Source organism: Hoeflea sp., from assembly GCF_039975035.1.
GTDB lineage: Bacteria > Pseudomonadota > Alphaproteobacteria > Rhizobiales > Rhizobiaceae > Hoeflea.
The window spans coordinates 54169-72870 of record NZ_JBDWHW010000163.1 but is presented as its reverse complement, the minus strand read 5'-3'; the positions used below and the strand labels follow the sequence as shown (position 1 = coordinate 72870).

22 protein-coding genes are annotated in these 18702 nt (G+C 60.4%); 11 read left to right on the top strand and 11 right to left on the bottom strand.

The window, feature by feature from the left end; all coding sequences use genetic code 11:
• Positions 1-10: 10 nt before the first annotated feature.
• The 3 genes from ABJN75_RS14660 to ABJN75_RS14650 all read right to left on the bottom strand — a co-directional run bounded on the left by ABJN75_RS14660 (position 11) and on the right by ABJN75_RS14650 (position 3286).
• Positions 11-1441, bottom strand: coding sequence for an FAD-dependent oxidoreductase (locus ABJN75_RS14660; protein ID WP_348440318.1), 1431 nt, complete (start codon positions 1439-1441; stop codon positions 11-13).
• Between the two features lie 54 nt (positions 1442-1495).
• Positions 1496-2305 (bottom strand): TVP38/TMEM64 family protein, encoded by an 810-nt coding sequence (locus tag ABJN75_RS14655; RefSeq protein ID WP_348440317.1) that lies wholly within the window; start codon positions 2303-2305, stop codon positions 1496-1498.
• A 171-nt stretch (positions 2306-2476) separates the two neighbouring features.
• A complete protein-coding gene (locus ABJN75_RS14650) occupies positions 2477-3286 on the bottom strand; it encodes a DUF547 domain-containing protein (protein ID WP_348440316.1) in 810 nt (269 codons plus the stop codon).
• Positions 3287-3618: 332 nt separating this feature from the next.
• Between ABJN75_RS14650 and rpmH the strand changes: the two genes are divergently transcribed.
• Genes rpmH through yihA form a run of 4 tightly spaced genes read left to right on the top strand, consistent with a single transcriptional unit; the run spans position 3619 to position 6752 of the window.
• Positions 3619-3756, top strand: a complete 138-nt coding sequence (gene rpmH / locus ABJN75_RS14645) for a 50S ribosomal protein L34 (protein ID WP_342889469.1) — start codon at positions 3619-3621, stop codon at positions 3754-3756.
• A gap of 35 nt (positions 3757-3791) precedes the next feature.
• Positions 3792-4241: a ribonuclease P protein component gene (gene rnpA / locus ABJN75_RS14640; RefSeq protein WP_348440315.1), complete on the top strand. Its 450-nt coding sequence runs from the start codon at positions 3792-3794 to the stop codon at positions 4239-4241.
• A complete protein-coding gene (gene yidC, locus ABJN75_RS14635) occupies positions 4241-6052 on the top strand; it encodes a membrane protein insertase YidC (protein ID WP_348440314.1) in 1812 nt (603 codons plus the stop codon). The genes rnpA and yidC overlap by 1 nt, the downstream gene beginning before the upstream one ends.
• 22 nt (positions 6053-6074) lie before the next feature.
• Positions 6075-6752 carry a ribosome biogenesis GTP-binding protein YihA/YsxC gene (gene yihA / locus ABJN75_RS14630; protein WP_348440313.1) on the top strand — a complete coding sequence of 226 codons (678 nt, stop codon included), beginning with the start codon at positions 6075-6077 and terminating at the stop codon, positions 6750-6752.
• A 21-nt stretch (positions 6753-6773) separates the two neighbouring features.
• Here yihA and msrB read toward each other — a convergent pair whose 3' ends face one another.
• The 4 genes from msrB to ABJN75_RS14610 form a co-directional block, all read right to left on the bottom strand.
• A complete protein-coding gene (msrB, locus tag ABJN75_RS14625) occupies positions 6774-7280 on the bottom strand; it encodes a peptide-methionine (R)-S-oxide reductase MsrB (RefSeq protein ID WP_348440312.1) in 507 nt (168 codons plus the stop codon).
• A 177-nt stretch (positions 7281-7457) separates the two neighbouring features.
• Positions 7458-8024: a fasciclin domain-containing protein gene (locus ABJN75_RS14620; protein ID WP_348440311.1), complete on the bottom strand. Its 567-nt coding sequence runs from the start codon at positions 8022-8024 to the stop codon at positions 7458-7460.
• Positions 8025-8149: 125 nt separating this feature from the next.
• A complete protein-coding gene (locus tag ABJN75_RS14615) occupies positions 8150-8863 on the bottom strand; it encodes an anti-sigma factor (RefSeq protein WP_348440310.1) in 714 nt (237 codons plus the stop codon).
• Positions 8848-9387 (bottom strand): sigma-70 family RNA polymerase sigma factor, encoded by a 540-nt coding sequence (locus ABJN75_RS14610; RefSeq protein ID WP_348440309.1) that lies wholly within the window; start codon positions 9385-9387, stop codon positions 8848-8850. The genes ABJN75_RS14615 and ABJN75_RS14610 overlap by 16 nt, the downstream gene beginning before the upstream one ends.
• Before the next feature lie 208 nt (positions 9388-9595).
• Between ABJN75_RS14610 and argB the strand changes: the two genes are divergently transcribed.
• The 3 genes from argB to ABJN75_RS14595 all read left to right on the top strand — a co-directional run bounded on the left by argB (position 9596) and on the right by ABJN75_RS14595 (position 11432).
• Complete coding sequence (gene argB, locus ABJN75_RS14605; protein ID WP_348440308.1) at positions 9596-10492, top strand: acetylglutamate kinase; 897 nt, start codon at positions 9596-9598, stop codon at positions 10490-10492.
• A 128-nt stretch (positions 10493-10620) separates the two neighbouring features.
• Positions 10621-11007: a MerR family transcriptional regulator gene (locus ABJN75_RS14600; protein ID WP_348440307.1), complete on the top strand. Its 387-nt coding sequence runs from the start codon at positions 10621-10623 to the stop codon at positions 11005-11007.
• Positions 11004-11432 carry a carboxymuconolactone decarboxylase family protein gene (locus ABJN75_RS14595; RefSeq protein WP_348440306.1) on the top strand — a complete coding sequence of 143 codons (429 nt, stop codon included), beginning with the start codon at positions 11004-11006 and terminating at the stop codon, positions 11430-11432. Before ABJN75_RS14600 ends, ABJN75_RS14595 begins: the two co-directional genes overlap by 4 nt.
• 7 nt (positions 11433-11439) lie before the next feature.
• On the opposite strand, the gene ABJN75_RS14590 is transcribed toward ABJN75_RS14595, so the two are convergent.
• The 3 genes from ABJN75_RS14590 to ABJN75_RS14580 form a co-directional block, all read right to left on the bottom strand.
• Positions 11440-12774: an alpha/beta hydrolase gene (locus ABJN75_RS14590; protein WP_348440305.1), complete on the bottom strand. Its 1335-nt coding sequence runs from the start codon at positions 12772-12774 to the stop codon at positions 11440-11442.
• Between the two features lie 81 nt (positions 12775-12855).
• On the bottom strand, positions 12856-13758 hold the full coding sequence (locus ABJN75_RS14585; protein ID WP_348440304.1) for a DMT family transporter: 903 nt from the start codon (positions 13756-13758) through the stop codon (positions 12856-12858).
• A 195-nt stretch (positions 13759-13953) separates the two neighbouring features.
• Positions 13954-14709, bottom strand: coding sequence for a GGDEF domain-containing protein (locus ABJN75_RS14580; RefSeq protein ID WP_348440303.1), 756 nt, complete (start codon positions 14707-14709; stop codon positions 13954-13956).
• A 209-nt stretch (positions 14710-14918) separates the two neighbouring features.
• Between ABJN75_RS14580 and ABJN75_RS14575 the strand changes: the two genes are divergently transcribed.
• The gene (locus tag ABJN75_RS14575; protein WP_348440302.1) at positions 14919-15626 is read left to right on the top strand and encodes a pyrimidine 5'-nucleotidase; all 708 of its coding nucleotides are present in this window, start codon (positions 14919-14921) and stop codon (positions 15624-15626) included.
• A 130-nt stretch (positions 15627-15756) separates the two neighbouring features.
• Positions 15757-16341: a hypothetical protein gene (locus ABJN75_RS14570; protein ID WP_348440301.1), complete on the top strand. Its 585-nt coding sequence runs from the start codon at positions 15757-15759 to the stop codon at positions 16339-16341.
• Between the two features lie 72 nt (positions 16342-16413).
• Here the strand turns inward: ABJN75_RS14570 and ABJN75_RS14565 are convergent, their stop codons facing one another.
• Positions 16414-17268: an LOG family protein gene (locus ABJN75_RS14565; RefSeq protein WP_348440300.1), complete on the bottom strand. Its 855-nt coding sequence runs from the start codon at positions 17266-17268 to the stop codon at positions 16414-16416.
• Between the two features lie 147 nt (positions 17269-17415).
• Here ABJN75_RS14565 and dapD point away from each other — a divergent pair, with 147 nt between their 5' ends.
• Together dapD and ABJN75_RS14555 are read left to right on the top strand one after the other, a co-directional pair.
• A complete protein-coding gene (gene dapD, locus ABJN75_RS14560) occupies positions 17416-18270 on the top strand; it encodes a 2,3,4,5-tetrahydropyridine-2,6-dicarboxylate N-succinyltransferase (protein ID WP_348440299.1) in 855 nt (284 codons plus the stop codon).
• 6 nt (positions 18271-18276) lie between these two features.
• Positions 18277-18657: a DUF805 domain-containing protein gene (locus ABJN75_RS14555; protein WP_348440298.1), complete on the top strand. Its 381-nt coding sequence runs from the start codon at positions 18277-18279 to the stop codon at positions 18655-18657.
• Positions 18658-18702: the final 45 nt, after the last annotated feature.

Below are 18702 nucleotides of genomic sequence, written 5' to 3'. Positions count from 1 at the left end.
GCCGTGTTGCTCAACCGAACCGTCTCAGGAACCGGACGATCCAGCGGACGAACGGCTTGCGCGTCAAGGGACTATAATAGGAAATTGCGGCGCGTTTTCCAATTTCGGCCATGGTCGGGTATGGCGGCACATAACCGCGCACGTCCTTGAGCGTCATGCCGTTGGTCACCGCCAGCGTCCACATGTTGATCATTTCACCTGCACCAGCGCCGGCGATGGAGACGCCGAGAATGCGCGCCTTGCGATCAACCACCATCTTGATCAGGCCGGTGGTCTTGCGTTCGGCCTGGGCCCGGTCATTTTCGGCATAGGGCCAGCGCAGAATGGAAATCCGTCCGCCATGGCGTTTGTTGGCTTCTTCCTCACTCAGCCCGACATGGGCGAGTTCGGGATCGGTATAGGTCGCCCAGGGGATGATGTCGCGGTTTTCCTTCGCGGGCGCACGGAACAGGATCTGCTGCGCCACGAGGCCTGCATGATAACTGGCGACATGGGTGAACTGCAGCCCGCCGGCGACATCGCCGATGGCGTAAACCCGCTTGTTGGAGGAGCGCAGATTGGCGCCGACCTTGATGCCGCGCCGGTCATAGGCGATGCCGGCGTCATCAAGCCCGAGACCTTCGACATTGGCAAGGCGTCCGACCGCGACCAGGATATCGCTGCCATCGACAAATCCGTCGCCCGCATCGCTTTGATAATTGACCCGGACCCCGGTCTTGCCGCGTTTTTCAACGGAGGTGACCTTGCAGCCTTCGAGAAGGCTGACGCCCTCGGCGCGGATGTTGTCGAGCACGATGGCGGCAAGTTCCGGGTCATCCTTGCCCAGCGCCTTGAAGCCTTCGACAACGGTCACCTCCACGCCGAGCCTGCGGTGGGCCTGGGCCATTTCCATGCCGATCGGCCCGCCGCCGATGATGATGAGGTGCCGGGGCGCCCGGGTGCGCTCGAACAGGGTTTCGTTGGTCAGATAGTCGACCGTATCAAGACCCGGGATCGGCGGCACAAACGGCGAGGATCCGGTGGCGATGACATAGCGCCGGGCGCGAATTTCGGTTTCGCCAGCGATCACCGTTGTCTTGTTGACAAAACGCGCCTCGGCTTGGATCACGTTGACGCCCATGGCGCGGAACCGCTCGACCGAATCATTGGGCGCGATGGCGCCTATGACCGCATGCACGTGATCATGAACCTTGTGGAAGTTGACCTTGGCCTCGCCTGCGCTGACCCCGAAGTCCGGCGCTTGGGCAATGGCGTGGGCGTGCTTGGCGGCGGCGATCATCGCCTTTGATGGCACGCAACCATAATTGAGACAGTCGCCGCCCATCTTGCCCTTTTCAACGAGCACAACGTCAACGCCGAACGCGGCGGCCGCTGCGGCGACGGAAAGCCCGCCTGAGCCCCCGCCGATGATGCAGATGTCAGGTGTCAACCGGTTGGTCATAAAACTGTCTTTCCGAACAATTGGTCCGCTGGCGTATGGTTATCGCGGCGCAACTCAGCCACGTCCGCGGAATTTCCGTACTATGGTGGGGATCGCGGCGACGATTGCAAGCCCGAGGAAGGCGATGGTGATTTCCGGTGTCACCAGATCGGAAACAGAAATCTCGCGGCCGGCCGCGGCCGCGGAGACGATGACGCTGTCGAGCCCCTGGCCCAGCCATGCATAGGCAAAGGTGCCGGGCAGAATACCGAAGAACGTTGCCGTCACATAGGTGCGCAGTTTGACGTCGAAGAAGGCCGGAGCGATGTTCATGATGAAAAACGGGAACACCGGCGCCAGGCGCAGCACGAACAGATACCCAAACGCATCCTTCGCAAAGCCATCCGCCAGCCTGGCCGCGAACGGACCCGCACGCTTGCGCAAGACATCGCCAAAGGCCGATTTCGCGGCGAGGAAGATTGCCGCCGACCCTGTGGTGGCGGCGATGGCGGTCAAGGCTCCGCCGAGCAGCCAGCCAAACAGGAAGCCGGAGAATATGGTGAGGATAGAGGCCGCCGGAAAGGAGAAGGCAACGGCCAGCGCATAGAGCGCGACGAAACCCGCCGCCGACAGCACGATGTTGTCGGCGACAAACCCCTTGAGCATTTCACGCTGTTCGGCAAGCGTCGTCAGCGACAGATATTCATGAAATCCTGCCGCATAGCCGGCCAAAAGCCCGATCGCGACGACGCCAAGCGGCAGGAACCGCCGCCAGATCGCAGGCCGGCAGGTCTGCTCCAAGCATTCCGGCGTGGGTTCCGGACCGGTCTTTCGGGTACATGTCATGGTGTTGTTCATCTGCCCGATCTGGGGTTGCATGTTCATGTCGCATCTCCGGGGTCGTTTTCGCGACGCTCCGGCCGCAGGTTGATCTCGAAGAATGCCTAGAAGGTTGCGGCTTTCCTGGCCAATGACGATCCCTCGCTTGTAGCCAAAGTCACGTGAACAGCGACAGCGCAAAACTCACGGCGCCGTGACTATCGCGTCATCATGGCCTCAAAGCGCGTTGATGCTCCAGTCATAGTCATAGCCTGAAATCGACGCAGCGGCGATCGCGGCAGCCTTTTGCTGATTTGCAAGAGATGACCAATGGCTCTTGAGTTTTGCTTTGCCGCCAAAATCGCCGGCGTACCAGGAATAGATCTTCGAGGCTGTTATCCGGCCATTCTTGATGGTGACGCCCCGGGGATGATTGACATAGGCCACCGCATTTTCGTGCAGAAGTGCATCGACATTGGCGCCGGTGAACGCGCTGGCGGCCAGATTGGGACAGGAATAGGAGGCGCAGTTGAGCCCGTAATGGGACATCTTGTCCTTGAAAAGCGCACGGACGATTTCATGCTCGATATCGTCAAGCGAGAGTTCCTGGCCGTTTACCGCGAGCAATTTGGCTTTCCACGGACCGGAGCCGAACAGGAACGAACCGCCGAGATTGATCTTCTTGATGGAACTTACGGGAAAGGCTTCAGCGACGACCTCAAGCGTCTTGGCATTGTACAGGTTGATCCAGTAGGCATGGGCTTCGTTGCGCGACAGCGAAACCGGGTTGGCTGCCTGCAGCGAGGCGATATAGGCCTTCAGCGCATCGAGGTTTGCCTTCACGCCGCGATAATCGACCCGGTTGTAGCTTTGGGCATCGGGTCTGACATGGGCCTTGAGCAGCCTGTCAAAGGCTGAATGGTCCAGCTTGCCCTGACCGGTGGGACGAAATCCGGTCAAAGCCGCCGAGGCATGAAACGGCTTCAGCGCGGAAGCGGCGGCCAGCCCTGCTATTCCTGCGATGAGTGTGCGGCGGTCAAGATTCATGATTGACACTCTAGTCCTGTGCTTGATTGGGGTCCGGTGTTGCCATCATGAACTGACGCACCCGGTGCCTTCAGGCAAGCTCCCGACAGGCTGTCTCACCGGCTTGTGAACGAATGTGACCCTGGCTTGCAGAGGATTGAGGTGTCGCGACGCGCTGCGGAACAGAGCCGATGGCACCCCCGACCGGTAGCAACTCATTGACTTTTGACCGGGATCGCGTTTATAAGCCGCTCGTCCGTGGAAGCTTCCGGTTTCCGGGAGCGTGTTTTGACGGACTGAACACCCAAACCAAGTTGTTCCAAGAAGGGCCGCACACCGCGGTATTAAAATAAATGCCAAAGCGTACTTACCAACCATCCAAGCTTGTTCGCAAGCGTCGCCACGGCTTCCGTGCCCGTATGGCTACCAAGGGCGGCCGCAAGGTCATCCAGGCTCGTCGCGCCCGCGGGCGCAGTCGTCTGTCGGCCTGATCGCTGACAGCGGGCCCGCGAAGAAAGACAATCGCGTGGCGCAAGACGATACCATCAAGAAACCCGGGCGGCTCAAAACCCGTCCGGATTTCCTCGCCGTGCAAAAGGGCAAACGCCTGCGCGGACCCTATTTTCTGCTGGAAACCCTCGACAGGGGGAAACCAGACCAAGCTCCCCGTATCGGCTATACCGTCACGAAAAAACAGGGCAATTCGGTGGAACGCAACAGAATGCGCCGCCGTCTCAAAGAGGCCGTGCGTCACATTGCAGGGGTTCCATTCAAGCCCGGACACGACTATGTGGTGGTCGCACGCCGGGATACCCTTGCCGCTCCGTTTGACAGGCTGGTCACAGCACTCACCGAACGGATAGGCGACAACACCGGCGGGACACGGCCACGACATTCGCGCGCGGAGAAACAATCCGGCGCATCGGACAACATCAAAACGCCAGGCGCCGCAGGCCCGGCCACCAGGAATGAGTGATGGAAAACAACCGCAATTATTTCGTCGCAATCCTCTTGTCGGTACTTGTCCTTGTCGCCTGGCAATTTCTCTATGTCAGCCCCAAGATCGAGCGCGAACGCGTTGCCGCGGAAGCATTGCAGGCACAGCAACCGGCACCGGCAACAGGCACAGGAAATGCGGCTGCTCCGGGCGCGGTGAGCGGATCAGCGCCCGGCAGCGACGTCGCCATTCCCGGTACCGTTACCCAGGCAGCCGGGCTGACCCGTGAGGAAGCGGTCGCCCAGACCGGCCGGATCAGCATCGACACGCCATCGCTTGAAGGTTCGATCAATCTCTCCGGCGCCCGTATCGATGATCTGCTGCTGAAGGAATACCGCGAGACGATTGACCCGACGAGCCCGAACATCACGCTGTTCAGCCCCGCCGGAATGGCCAACGGCTATTTTGCCGAAGTCGGTTTCATTGCCGACGCCCAGTCCGGCCCGGCTCCGGGGCCAAACACCGTGTGGACCGCTGCTGCGGGACAGACCCTGACGGAAACGTCCCCGGTCACGCTGACCTATGACAATGGCGAAGGCCTTGTGTTCACCCGCGTGATCTCGGTCGACGAGCATTACCTGTTCAGCTTCGAGGACACGATCGCCAACTCCGGCGACGTGGCCGCTTCGGTCGCAGGCTATGGCCGCGTCACCCGCTTCTTCAAACCCAAGACGCAAGGCATTTATGTTCTGCATGAAGGCCTGATCGGCGTTGTTGGCGAAGAAGGGCTGCAGGAAGTTGATTATTCCGACGTCGAGGACACCCCGGTCATCGTCCACGCCAAGGCTACTGCCGGCTGGATGGGGATCACCGACAAGTACTGGGCCGCAGCGCTCGTGCCGCCGCAGGGCGCAGGCTTCGAGACCCGCTTCGCCCACTTCACCGATGGCCGCGCGCGCTACCAGTCGGATTTCAAAACCGACGCAATGGCGGTCGCGCCGGGCGGCAGCGTCACATCCAAGACGCTGGTGTTTGCCGGCGCCAAGGAAGTTCCGGTCATCGCCGAATACGGGGAGAAGAACAACATTCTCAATTTCGATCTGATGATCGACTGGGGATGGTTCTATTTTCTGACCAAGCCGATGTTCTGGCTGATTGATTACCTTTACAAGATGTTCGGCAATTTCGGCGTTTCGATCCTGGTCACCACCGTGATCGTCAAGCTGATCTTCTTCCCGCTGGCCAACAAGTCCTACGTCTCGATGGCCAACATGAAGAAAGTCCAGCCCAAGCTCGAAGAGCTCAAGGCCAAGCACGGCGACGACAAGATGGCGCTGCAGCAGGGCATGATGGAGCTCTACAAGAAAGAGAAGATCAACCCGGTCGCCGGGTGTTGGCCGGTGCTGTTGCAGATTCCGGTGTTCTTCTCGCTCTACAAGGTGCTCTACATCACCATCGAGATGCGGCATGCGCCGTTCTTCGGCTGGATCAAGGATTTGTCGGCGCCCGACCCGACCTCGCTGTTCAACCTGTTCGGTCTGCTGCCTTATGACGTTCCATCGTTCCTGATGATCGGCGTCTGGCCATTGATCATGGGCATCACCATGTTCATTCAGATGCGCATGAACCCGACACCTCCGGATCCGACACAGGCGATGATCTTCACCTGGATGCCTGTTGTGTTTACCTTCATGCTGGCGACATTCCCTGCCGGTCTGGTGATCTACTGGGCCTGGAACAACACGCTGTCAGTGCTCCAGCAGGGCGTGATCATGAAGCGCCAGGGCGCCAAGATCGAGCTGTGGGACAATCTCGCAGCCCTCTTCAAACCCAAGAACAAAACGACCTGAACGGCACACGGAGGCCGGAGCGATGAGCACACTATCCGCAGATCCGGCCATGCAAGCCGCCAAGGAACTCTCGGCCACGCTGTTTACAAAACCGTTTGTGTTTATCCGCGGCGTGCCGTCGCTCAAGTTCCTGCCGCCTGAAGGCCCGCCGGAAATTGCCTTTGCGGGCCGCTCCAATGTCGGCAAATCGTCGCTGATCAACGCACTTGTCGGCGTCAACGGACTGGCGCGGACATCAAACACGCCGGGTCGCACCCAGGAACTGAATTATTTCGTGCCTGAGGGCTATTCGGGCGATGCGGATGATCTGCCACCGATGGCGCTGGTCGACATGCCGGGTTACGGCTACGCCAAGGCTCCCAAGGACCAGGTCGATCTGTGGACAAAGCTGGTGTTTGACTACATGCGCGGCCGGTCGACGCTGAAGCGGGTCTATCTGCTGATCGACAGCCGCCACGGCCTGAAGAAGAACGACGAAAGCGTGATGGACCTGCTCGACAAGGCGGCGATGTCCTATCAGGTGGTTCTGACCAAGACCGACAAGATCAAGGAAGCCGGCGTGCCGCGGCTGATGTCGGAGACAGTGGCGGCGCTGAAGCGCCGGCCTGCGGCCTACCCGGAGATCATCGCCACATCATCGGAAAAAGGCTCGGGTATCGCGGATCTGAGGATCGCGATCGCGCTGGCCATCACGCTGTAACCGATCATCATTCCGAATGCATCAGGCGTTTTCAGCCGGCTTGAAGCTCAGCGCCACACCGTTGAGACAGTGACGCATTCCGGTTGGCGCCGGACCATCATCAAAGATGTGACCGAAGTGACCGCCGCAGCGGCGGCAGTGGACTTCCGTGCGGGTTGAAAACAGCGACCGGTCTTCCTTGGTGCCGATGGCGCCCTCTTCCGCCTTCCAGAAACTCGGCCAGCCGGTGCCGCTGTCATATTTGGCTTCGGAGGAGTAGGCCGGCAGATCGCAGCCGGCACAATGGAATACGCCCTTGCGCTTCTCATCGTTGAGAGGGCTGGTAAAGGCGCGCTCGGTGGCTTCCTCGCGCAAAACCGCAAACTGCTGCGGGGACAGTTTTTCGCGCCATTCCGCCTCGCTAAGCATGATCTCGAAATTGCCTTCAGATGCTCTGGCGGGTGCCCGGCGTCCAATCACCGTAAGCGCCAGTCCGGCAACGCCAGCGGCGAGCAGTGCGCGGCGGCCAATCTCTGTTTTCGTGATCATCTCAAAACTCCTTTGCGTTGATTGAAAGCTAAGGCGGCGGGACCGAAAAGACCAAGCACATGTTTTCACTTGGCCGTGAAAACCTCCCGCCCGACAAGAGGTGGCCAGGCGGGAGACCATCCGGGGGGAGCGCCGGCGATATTATTGTTCTGGGCCGGCGCGCCCGGATGAAAGGGCTCAGGACTTGGGCAGGAGCACCTTGTCGATGACGTGGATCACGCCGTTGGACTGGTCGACATCGGCGATGGTGACATTGGCGATACCACCGGTCTCGTCTTCGATCATGATCTTGTCGCCCTTGTAGGTAACGTTGAGCATGCAGCCGCCGACGGTCTTGACCGGATGCGCGCCGCCATCATCGTCAACCATCTTCATGATTGCGTCCGACATCGCGTCAGCAGCGACAACATGGCAGGTCAGGACCTTGGTCAGCTGGTCCTTGTTTTCAGGCTTCAGCAGAGTGTCGACAGCGCCTTCCGGCAGAGCGGCAAAAGCGTCGTTGGTCGGAGCGAACACGGTGAACGGGCCTTCGCCCATCAGCGTATCGACCAGGCCTGCAGCCTTGACGGCGGCGACCAGTGTGGTGTGGTCGGCGGAATTGACGGCGTTTTCGACGATGTTCTTGTCAGGGAACATTTCGGCGCCACCGACCATCTTGTTTCCGCCGTGACTTGCAGCGAAGGCCAGGCTTACGCCGGAAAGAAGAACCGCAGTGGCGGCAATGGAGCGAAGAGTGTTTTTCATAAGTCAGCCTCTTTGTCGTGGTTGCAGGCCGGATCATCCGGGCCTTTGATCACCCGCCGCATCTGTTTTGCGGCGGTTAAAGAGGAAGACGGGAGCTGTGCGAGATAAGTTTCAGAAACCTGAAATTATTTTTTTGCCAGCGCGCCGGACAAGACCACCGGGCCCGTCGGAGCGCCGCTGGGGGAGCCGCCAAGCGGTTCAAGACTGACAGCGATCAGTGCACCGGCCGACAGCCGCTCGCTCAGTTCCTGATCAAGCACAAGCCGGCCACCATCGGCTGGAACCAGTCCAAGAGATACCGGCGCGCCTTCACCCGGCACCAGCCACAATTCAAGCGACTTGCCGTCATCGGGCGAAAATGCCGCCGGCGTGATGGTGAACGCGCCATCAGCCGGATCAAGCGCGGCGATCAGGCCAACCGCACTGCCCGGAGCACCAAGCTCGGCGACCAGGGCGGGAGCCGTGGCCGGGCTGCCCGTGCCGGGAAGGTCCAGGCGGAAAATACCGATGGCGGTGGCAACGGCGACCGCGGCAAAGGCCAGGCCGCGCCAGAAGACGAGCGAGGCCCAGAGCCCGCCGGCAGGCTTTGCTGCTTGAGCAAACAGGCGCGCATCGATCCGGGCCTTCACACCCTGAGGTACAGTTGCGGGCCGGTAGGCGTCGTCGAGGTTGGAGAGATCGACCTGCCAGGAAGCCACCAGCTTTTCGAAATCACTGTCGCGAAGCATACGGTCTTCGACCATGCGGCGCTCCGCCAGTGGCAGCACGCCGAGCACGTACTCACCCGCCAGGGCGTTGTCGTCGGAAATTTGCGCTCCGGAGGTCATCGGTTCAGGCACTCTCTCAGTTTCAGCAAGCTGCGGCGCAGCCAGGTTCGCATGGTGTTGAGCGGCACGGCGTTCTGCGCGGCCAGCTCCTGGTAACTCAGTCCCTCGACATAGGCGGCAACCACGGCCGCCGCCCTGTCGGCCTCCAGTTCCTCAAGGCAGGCCTCGATCCGCCGGCCTTCACCACTCATCGCTGCCCGGGCTTCCGGATCGGGATCCGGGTCGGCCACATCGGGCGCATCATCATACTCCAGCGTCGCAGGCTGGCGGGCGCGGATCATGTCGATCGCCTGGTTGCGGGCAATCGTCACCAGCCACGCCATGGCCGAGGCCTGCCCCACCCGAAAGCTGCCGGCACGCCGCCAGATCCGGACATAGACCTCCTGTATGGCGTCTTCTGCCTGCGCCCTGTCCTTGAGAATACGCAGCGCGACGCCAAAAAGTTTCGCACTTGTTTCACCATACAGCGTGGAGAACGCAGTGCGGTCGCCCAGCGCGGTGCGCGCGATCAATCCTGAGAGGTCATTTGTGCTCATGTTGGGCCTGGCTTCTCCGCGACTTCGCTTATCAGTATCAGTTTCATGCATTGCTGAAACCCTGTACGTCTGAATCGGCGATCCGGTTGTCATTTTCCTCGAAGGTTTCGGCATTAAGTGCCGGAGTTGTTGATGCGGGAACCGATTGCGGCTAAACAGCGCCGGACTTTTCCTTCCTGCGCTCACGCCAAACCGGGATGCCACGCCGATGTCTGAAACCACAAGCAATGACGCAGCAACCCAGGCCCGCCTGCTCGCCGAGGCGCTGCCCTACATGCAGCGCTACGAGAACAAGACCGTGGTGGTCAAATATGGCGGACATGCCATGGGCGACGCGGCACTGGGCAAGGCCTTCGCCCAGGACATCGCCCTGCTCAAACAATCCGGTGTCAACCCGATTGTGGTGCATGGCGGAGGACCGCAGATCGGCGCGATGCTCGCCAAGATGGGAATCGAATCCAAGTTTGAGGGCGGGTTGCGGGTCACCGACGAGAAAACCGTCGAGATCGTCGAAATGGTGCTGGCCGGTTCTATCAACAAGGAAATCGTCGCCCTGATCAACGCCGAGGGCGAGTGGGCCATCGGTCTGTGCGGCAAGGACGGCAACATGGTCTATGCCGAGAAGGCCCAAAAGACCGTTATCGACCCGGATTCCAATATCGAACGGGTGCTCGATCTGGGCTTTGTCGGCGAACCCGTGGAAGTCGACCGGACATTGCTCGACCTTTTGGCCAAATCCGAGATGATTCCGGTTCTGGCCCCTGTTGCGCCTGGCCGCGACGGCCACACCTACAACATCAATGCCGATACCTTCGCCGGCGCCATCGCCGGGGCGGTCGAGGCCTCGCGGCTGCTGTTCCTGACCGATGTGCCGGGAGTACTGGACAAGGACAGCAACCTGATTGACGAACTGACAGTCAGCGAGGCCCGTGCGCTGATCGCCGACGGTACGATTTCGGGCGGCATGATCCCCAAGGTGGAAACCTGCATCGAAGCGATCGATCGCGGCGTGAAGGGCGTGGTCATCCTCAACGGCAAGACGCCGCATGCGGTGCTGCTGGAGCTGTTTACCGCCCATGGCGCGGGAACCTTGCTGGTTCCGTGAAAAAAGATGCCACAAGCCGCTTGACCTGAACCGTACTCCAGCCCGTAGGCTTCATGCACACTGGCAACTGGAGAACAGGTGATGGACTTGTTTGATGCGGCAAGCGCAATTCCCGCGGGCTCAACGGCATGAAGATCGGCAGGCTTTCGGAGCTGACCGGACTGAGCATCGACACGCTCAGATACTACGAAAAAATCGGCCTGATCGATCCGCCGTTTCGCAAAGGCGGGCAGCGACTTTACGACCCCGACGCGGTCCGCTGGATCGATTTTCTCAAGGCGCTCAAAGCCACCGGCATGCGCCTTGAGGACATGAAGCGCTATGCGCTGATGCGGGCCAGGGGCAACGCCACGGCCTCGAACCGTCGCGTCATGCTTGAAAACCAGCATGCGCTGGTGCTCAAGCGGATTGAACAGCTCAACGCCTGCGCGGCCCTGCTTGAATACAAGATCACCAATTATCACGAGATCGAAGCCGCCCATGCGCAGGCTGACCAGAAGGGATACGCATCATGACCCCGCAGACCGCCAACCCATCGGAAGCCTCATCCCCATCCCCGACCGCACTGGAGCGCGGCCGTGCCATCGTCGCTCAACTCAATCCGGGGCTCGAGGCTGTGCTGGCGGAGCGCTATGATGAAATGGTTCCCGATTTCGCCGAGACACTGGTCGAATATGCCTATGGCCGGCTTTACTCCCGTCCCGGCCTCGATCTGAAAACCCGGCAGATTGCAACAGTCGCGGCGTTGACTGCGCTTGGCGGCCAGACCGGCCCCCAGCTTCGCGTCAATCTCGAACACGCGCTGGCGGCGGGTGCGAGCCGCGGCGAACTGCTTGAAGTCATTTTGCAGATGTCGGTCTATGGCGGCATGCCTGCTGCCATCAACGGCATGAACACCGCCATGGAGCTGTTTGACGATCAGGACGCGGAGAAAGCCTGACCACGTCTCATCTGCAGCTGTTTCCCCGTGCCGGCTCGCAGCGCTGCGTGCGGGTTGCCGTTCCGCTCACGCTCCCGCCCAACCCGGTCGTCACGCCCAGAATGCTGTCGCCAAGACCCTGGCCGAAACGCCGCGTCTGGGCATCGAACGTATCGCGCGCTTTCGGATCTATGATGGAGATCGGGGCGGAAATCACCATGCCCGCGGCCGAGCCTACCGTGTTGGAAACAGACATCGCGGTGGCGCCCAGTTCGGCACCCAGACCAAGATCCTGATCGGTAACAGCCTGCCCGTCGATCAGCCGCTGGCCCAGCAGTTTGACGACTTCCGGGCTTTCGGCAAACTTTGAATGGTTGAGACGGTCGCCAACCTGCAGGGCCGAGAGGTCGAGAATGGTGATGCCGCCACGTTCGAACTCGTCGCGATAGGTGGGATCGTTGATGTCGATCTGGCCTAGCCGGTCGACATTGCCTGAAATCCGCCGCGACAGGGTTAGCGCGCGGTCGTCCTTGGACACAAACACCGTGAACTTCGGCCGCGCCGGCCCCATGTCGGCCAGTTGCTGGCGGAACACGTCTACATCAAGGTCGGGCGAGGCCAGAATGACGTTGCCGATCTTTGAGGGCACCCCGTCGTTGCGGATGGCCATCTGGCGCAGCGATTCCATCGTCAGCCAGGTGCCCATGGAGTGGGCCAGAATGGTGATGTCCTTGATCTCCGGCGCCAGGGCGGCCTCGGTCAACAGCGCCTCCAGCGCGGAGCGGGAATAATTGGTGCTTTCCTTGTCATAGCCGTAATCGAACACAGAGCCACGCGAAGGCCAGGTGAACATCACCGGAGTGGCGTCGGTCTTGCTGTCATGAGCGATCTGGGCGAAGCGATAGACCGCGCTTTCATAGCGGGTATTGAAGCCGTGCACAAAGATCAAAAGCCGCCCGGACGGCGATTGGTTGCGCTGATACCAGCCTTTCACCTGATCGACGGTTGTAAACTTGTTTGCCGACAGCGTGGCGAATTCGCGCGACGGATCGGCGAGCAGTTTCTTGGGCCACTGCACCTCGCCGATCTTGCGATTGGCTTCGGGCGGGATCGAGATCACCAGTTCATTGAAATCAATCGCGGTGCCGCGCTCTCCCGAATACAGCAGGCCCGGATTGTCGGACGGGGCGCGCGTGGTGGCGACCATGATCGAGATGCCGGTCGCATCCGGTGCTGACTGGGCAACCGGAGTGAGCACGCCTTCGGGCGGGCTGGCGCAACTTGCCAGCAAAGATGCAAGCGCGAGCAAGGCCGCACGGACCAAAATCCGGGGCTTCTCAAACGGCAGTCGGGTCGTTGGCATGCACGATGCAAGCATAAAGATTCCATTCACGTCGTAAGGAGTGGCCACGTCCGGAAACGAACCTTATCGCCATCATGCCGGTCAGACCAGCACAAGCACAAGTATCCCTGCCACAATCAGAATGCAGCCGGCAATCTCCAACCTGTTGACATGCTCGCGGAAGACCAGCACCGACGAGGCGAAGGTGAAAATCATTTCCACTTGCGCCAGCGCCTTGACCGCGGCGGCTGTCTGCAGGGTCATGGCCATGAACCAGCCAAACGAGGCGCTGGCCCCGACCAGACCGACCAGTGCCGAAATTTTCCAGGCTGCCCGAATTCTGCCGAGTTCCCCCGGCGCCCTCAGCGCCATCCAGACAAGCATGATGACGGTTTGCAGAATGATCGCCGAGAGCAGCGTCACGGCTGCCTGCATCATGAAGTTCGGTCCGGCGAGCGACAGAGAGGCGGCACGGTAGCCAACCGCGGCGATGCCGAACATGGTTCCCGACGCCAGCCCCAGCGCGGCGGTGCGGGAGAAGACCGAACGCAACAGCGCCGATGCACCGGTTGCGGCGCGAGCCACCGAAATCAGGATGACCCCGACCAGACTGATGGCGATGGCGACAAGCGTGCCGGCGCTGACCCGGTCACCGAGAAAGATCAACCCGAACAGCGCCGCCTGCGCCGGTTCAGTGCGCGAATAGGCGGTGCCGACGGTAAAATTGCGATGGCTGAACATCTGGATCAGCAAGGCCTGGCCAGCGATCTGGGCCAGCGCCGCAAGCGTGACCCAGCCAGCGAAAGCCGGATTGAGGCGGGGGACCGGATAATCAAGCCCAAAGGCAAGCAGCGCGACAAAGCACAAGGCGAACGGCACACCGAAACCGAAGCGCACAAAGGTCGCGCCGGTGGTGCCCATCACCCCCTTGAGGTGTTTTTGCAGAACCGAGCGGATGTTCTGCAAAAACGCGGCGGCAATGGTGATGAGGATCCAGGTTTCCATTTGGTCAGGCGATATCCGGTGGGAGGCCGATCAGTGCGCGGAGAAGAAAAACGCGGATCGGGAACTGCAGGTTTGCAGCGGTTTAGCAGCCTTGCGGCCCGCGCAACAGCCCCCGCTGCGAGCCCGACGGCCTTGCCGCTTGTTGAAAGACAAGCGCCCTATGGAGGCCGTAGATTTCGCCAGACATCCGCCGCCTCAGGCCGCGCGGGCCATGAATGGTTCGACGCAAACCCTGTTACGACCGGAATTCTTGGCCTTGTAGAGCATGGCGTCGGCGGCGCGCATGATTTCGTCATTATGCCGGTGGGCGCCAAATGCCGTTGCGCCAATGCTGACGGTTACCTTCAATGTCTCGCCTTCAGCGGTGACTATCTCGGTTTGCTCGACGCAGGTTCTGATCCGTTCAGCGACAACGGAAGCATCGGCGCTGTCGACGCCATGCAGAATGACCGCGAACTCCTCGCCGCCGATGCGCGCGCCGAAATCGCCTGTTCGAACAGTTTGGGAAATGGCCTTTCCAATAGCCAGCAGCGCGCGGTCACCGGCGTCGTGGCCATAGGTGTCGTTGATCCGCTTGAAATTATCCGCATCGATCATCATCAGGTAGCCATGATCAGAGAGGCGCCGCATGGCGGAGAGCCGATCAAGGAAGAAGTCGCGGTTTGCGAGCCCGGTCATCTGATCATGGCTTGCCTTGTGCTCCAGATCGCTATGTGCGGACTGGAGTTTGAGATGAACATCGAAAAGTCGCTGATGGACGTCGCGCAACTCGTTGTGCGCCGCCTCCAGCTGAAGCGCCTGGCGATAGAACAAGTAGGTTGCAGGCGGCATTATCAACGACGGGCAGATGATGGCGAGTTGAAGCCCCAGAAACATTCCACCGGTTTCACCCATGGCGTACAGGATTGCGGCGGTGACCATCATGGAGAGGATCACCGATACCAGTGTCACCTTGAATATCTTTTTGAGAACGGCGGAACAGAGCGTCGGTCGAGGGGGCTGCATGCATCAATACCACTTCCGGAAGTCGAATTGGCAGGTGCATCGCATGATAGTTTTGACGTCCGGTATACAGAGTAGGTAAACCGGCTGTTTATGTTTGATCGCGGATGGTCCAAGTTGGATCAGGAAAATTTCTCCAGAATGAAATCGAGATTCGCATGACCAACAAATCGGCTCTGCCCGATCCCGCCGACTTCGCCGATATAACCGAATGGGTGTTTGATCTCGACAACACACTCTATCCGCGTCACACCGACCTGTTCTCGCAGATCGACAAGAAAATGACCGCGTATGTGCGCGATCTGCTCGATCTGGATCACGATGCGGCGCGCAGCATTCAGAAGAAATATTACCGGGAACATGGCACCACGCTGCAGGGCCTGATGCTGCATCATGGAATCGACCCGAACGACTTTCTCGAGAAGGTCCATGACATCGACTATTCCTGGGTGAAGCCGGATCCGGTGCTCGGCGCGGCGATCAAGGCGCTGCCGGGCCGCAAGTTCATTTTCACCAATGGCGATACGCCGCATGCCGAACGGGCGGCGCAGGCGCTGGGGATTCTCGATCATTTCGACGATATATTCGATATTGTCGCGGCCGACCTCAAACCCAAGCCTGCGCCCGAGACCTATGACCGGTTTCTGGCCAGGCATGGCGTGCACAAGGACAAGGCGGCAATGTTCGAGGACTTGCCACGCAATCTGCTCGCTCCGCATGCGCTGGGAATGCGCACGGTACTGATCGTGCCCAACAATCTCGATGTGGTGCTCGACGAAGTCTGGGAACATGAGGGCAAGGACGGCGACCACATTGATCATGTCACCGACGATCTGGCGGCTTTCTTGATTAGAGCCGTGAGCTGAGCTTTCGCCCGGCGGGTTTCAAACCTTTCCGAAGTTTAATCTACATTACAGGGCTTTAAGTGGTTTTCATGAGATGCAGCAACCACATTGAGGATGCACAACACGCCTCCCTCGATAAAGGATATCACTCATGAAGAAGACAATTCTCGCCACCCTCGCCGCAGCCCTGATCGCCTCCGTTGGCGCTCCTGCAATGGCCGCACAAGGCAAGGGCGATGGCCCCCGGCATGGCGGCCCACGCATCGAACGCATGATGGACCGGTTTGACGCCGACCGAGACGGCTCTGTCACGCTCGAAGAAGTCTCGGCGCATCGCCTTGCCATGTTTGAAAGCGCGGACACCGACAAGTCCGGCTCGCTGAGCAAGGATGAGCTCAAGGCCTTTGGCGACATGCGCAAGGAAATGCGCAAGCAGAACCGTGAAGAGCGCCGTGCTGAACGAGCCGAGATGAAAGACGGTGATCGTGACGGCAAGATGAGCAAGCACGGCGACCGCGACGGCAAGCGTCATGCTGAAGGCAAGCGTGGCGGCGAAGGCCGGGGCGACCATCGCGGCGGAGCGCGGCTCGAACGCCTCGACACCGACAAGAACGGCGAGATCAGCGTCGAGGAATTCGCTTCCGTCGACAGCAAGATGTTCGAACGTTTCGACCGCAATGGCGACAAGAAGATCGACATCACCGATTTCTATCGTTCCAACGCCGACAAGAACTGACCGGAGGCGTTCACCTGAACGCCACGTCATCTGAACAGTGGGCCAGGCCGGGACATCCCCGGTCTGGCCTTTTCATGTCAAAGGGGTGATTTCATAATGGCTGGCGATGATCGACCAGGCCTCCTCGGCGGTGTCGACAAAGCTGATCAGATCAAGATCGCCCGGTGAAATCGTGCCGAAATCGGCCAGCGCCTGGAAATCGACAATCGAGTTCCAGAACTTCGATCCGAACAGGATCAGCGGCACATGCTCCATGCGGCCGGTCTGGATCAATGTCAGCGATTCAAACAGTTCATCCAGGGTTCCAAAACCGCCCGGAAAAATGGTGATCGCCCTGGCGCGCATCAGGAAATGCATCTTGCGGATGGCAAAGTAGTGGAAATTGAGACTGAGTTCCGGCGTCACGAATTCATTGGGCGCCTGTTCATGGGGCAGCACCACGTTCAAACCGATGGAGGCCGCACCAACATCATGGGCGCCACGGTTTCCCGCCTCCATCACCCCCGGTCCGCCGCCGGTGACGACGACAAATTCCTTGCCGTCGGTGGCAAGCGAATGGTTCGAGCACAGACGTGCGAACGCGCGGGCTTCGTCATAATACTTCGAGGCTTCGGTCAGGTTTTTGGCCTGGGTCTCGTTCTTGGCAGCCCAGGGCGCCTTGCCCGGCTCGGGAATCCGCGCGCCGCCGAACATCACCACAGTCGAGCGGATGCCTGCTTCGGCGAGAATCATTTCGGGCTTGAGAAGCTCGAGCTGCAGCCGCACCGGGCGCAGTTCCTCGCGGCAGAGAAATTCCTCGTTGGCATAGGCCAGCCGGTAGGATGGCGCCGTGCTCTGTGGCGTCCTGGGCTGCCGGTCGGCGCGGAGCTTGTCCTGCCTGCTGTCGGCGAGCGGATCCCAGACCTGGTTGGTTCGTTTGGCGTTCATGATCAAATTCCCGTTTTGGCGTTGGCGACCGCACCGGAATTGACCCCGCGCCCCGGCTCGCTTAGGAGAAGAGCAACGATGCTGGCAGTCCGGCCGCTGACGCCCATATCCGCCAGACTAGACGCTGAACCTTAAGGAATCGCCACAATGAAGCACGATTTGGCCGCCCTCGCCAGCACGATTGAAACCGCCTTTGACGACCGCGACTCGGTTTCCACGACAACTGCCGGAGCGGTGCGTGAAGCGGTCGAAACAGCCCTGAACCTGCTCGACCGGGGTGAAGCCCGTGTGGCCGAGCGCGGCGACGATGGCGCATGGACGGTCAATCAATGGCTCAAGAAAGCCGTGCTCCTGTCGTTCCGGCTCAATCCGATGGAGATCATCAAGGGCGGGCCCGGAGACGCCGTCTGGTGGGACAAGGTGCCATCGAAGTTCGATGGCTGGACCGCCAATGAATTCGAACGGTCCGGCTTTCGCGCGGTTCCCGGCTCGATCGTGCGGCGCGGATCATTCATCGGCAGGAACGTCGTGCTGATGCCGTCGTTTGTCAATCTCGGCGCCTATGTCGATGAAGGCACCATGGTCGATGGCTGGGCCACAGTTGGTTCCTGCGCCCAGATCGGCAAGAATGTGCACCTGTCCGGCGGCGTCGGCATCGGCGGCGTGCTTGAGCCATTGCAGGCCGGACCGACCATCATCGAGGACAATTGCTTCATCGGGGCTCGTTCCGAAGTGGTGGAAGGCTGTATCATCCGCGAGGGCTCGGTGCTCGGAATGGGCGTCTACATCGGCAAGTCGACCCGCATCGTCAACCGCATGACCGGCGAGATCAGCTATGGCGAAGTCCCGCCCTATTCGGTCGTGGTGGCGGGTTCGATGCCATCATCGGGCACGATGGGCGACGGCGCCACTGCGCCAAATCTCTATTGCGCGGTGATCGTCAAGATCGTTGACGCGAAGACCCGGTCGAAGACCGGAATCAACGAATTGCTCAGGGACTAGCATCCCATGGCGCGGCGACCCGGGTCCGGAATGCGCTGGCTTCTGTTCAGCGTATCCGGCCGGCTGTCGCGCCGGGCCTATGCCTGGGCCATGCTGTTCTGGACCGTGGTTCTGGCAATCCCGACTTCAGCCGCGGTTCAGGCTGCTCCCGACAGCCCGGCCATGACCACGGCCGGTTTCGGTATCATCTTCACCTTCTTGCCCGCAGCCTGGTCGGTCGCCGTGATGAGCATCAAGCGTCTGCACGACGCCGGTCTGCCCGGCGTTCTGGTCGGGGTGCTGGTGGTTCCGGCTGCTTCCTTTTTCATGCTGCTGATCATCATGCTCTGGCCCTCCTTCAAGGGGCCAAACCGACACGGGCCTGCACCCGATCATCCGGGTTATTGAAACCGGCGGTTTCCGTAGCCGCTAGCAGTCGACAGCCCCGGGGCA

Coding starts and splice junctions, on each gene's coding strand:
- yihA (WP_348440313.1), top strand. CDS start 6,075: ATGAGCACACTATCCGCAGATCCGGCCATGCAAGCCGCCAAGGAACTC.
- ABJN75_RS14595 (WP_348440306.1), top strand. CDS start 11,004: ATGACCCCGCAGACCGCCAACCCATCGGAAGCCTCATCCCCATCCCCG.
- argB (WP_348440308.1), top strand. CDS start 9,596: ATGTCTGAAACCACAAGCAATGACGCAGCAACCCAGGCCCGCCTGCTC.
- rpmH (WP_342889469.1), top strand. CDS start 3,619: ATGCCAAAGCGTACTTACCAACCATCCAAGCTTGTTCGCAAGCGTCGC.
- ABJN75_RS14570 (WP_348440301.1), top strand. CDS start 15,757: ATGAAGAAGACAATTCTCGCCACCCTCGCCGCAGCCCTGATCGCCTCC.
- ABJN75_RS14600 (WP_348440307.1), top strand. CDS start 10,621: ATGAAGATCGGCAGGCTTTCGGAGCTGACCGGACTGAGCATCGACACG.
- ABJN75_RS14650 (WP_348440316.1), bottom strand. CDS start 3,286: ATGAATCTTGACCGCCGCACACTCATCGCAGGAATAGCAGGGCTGGCC.
- ABJN75_RS14555 (WP_348440298.1), top strand. CDS start 18,277: ATGGCGCGGCGACCCGGGTCCGGAATGCGCTGGCTTCTGTTCAGCGTA.
- ABJN75_RS14655 (WP_348440317.1), bottom strand. CDS start 2,305: ATGAACATGCAACCCCAGATCGGGCAGATGAACAACACCATGACATGT.
- ABJN75_RS14565 (WP_348440300.1), bottom strand. CDS start 17,268: ATGAACGCCAAACGAACCAACCAGGTCTGGGATCCGCTCGCCGACAGC.
- ABJN75_RS14660 (WP_348440318.1), bottom strand. CDS start 1,441: ATGACCAACCGGTTGACACCTGACATCTGCATCATCGGCGGGGGCTCA.
- yidC (WP_348440314.1), top strand. CDS start 4,241: ATGGAAAACAACCGCAATTATTTCGTCGCAATCCTCTTGTCGGTACTT.
- msrB (WP_348440312.1), bottom strand. CDS start 7,280: ATGATCACGAAAACAGAGATTGGCCGCCGCGCACTGCTCGCCGCTGGC.
- ABJN75_RS14585 (WP_348440304.1), bottom strand. CDS start 13,758: ATGGAAACCTGGATCCTCATCACCATTGCCGCCGCGTTTTTGCAGAAC.
- ABJN75_RS14620 (WP_348440311.1), bottom strand. CDS start 8,024: ATGAAAAACACTCTTCGCTCCATTGCCGCCACTGCGGTTCTTCTTTCC.
- dapD (WP_348440299.1), top strand. CDS start 17,416: ATGAAGCACGATTTGGCCGCCCTCGCCAGCACGATTGAAACCGCCTTT.
- ABJN75_RS14610 (WP_348440309.1), bottom strand. CDS start 9,387: ATGAGCACAAATGACCTCTCAGGATTGATCGCGCGCACCGCGCTGGGC.
- ABJN75_RS14575 (WP_348440302.1), top strand. CDS start 14,919: ATGACCAACAAATCGGCTCTGCCCGATCCCGCCGACTTCGCCGATATA.
- ABJN75_RS14590 (WP_348440305.1), bottom strand. CDS start 12,774: ATGCCAACGACCCGACTGCCGTTTGAGAAGCCCCGGATTTTGGTCCGT.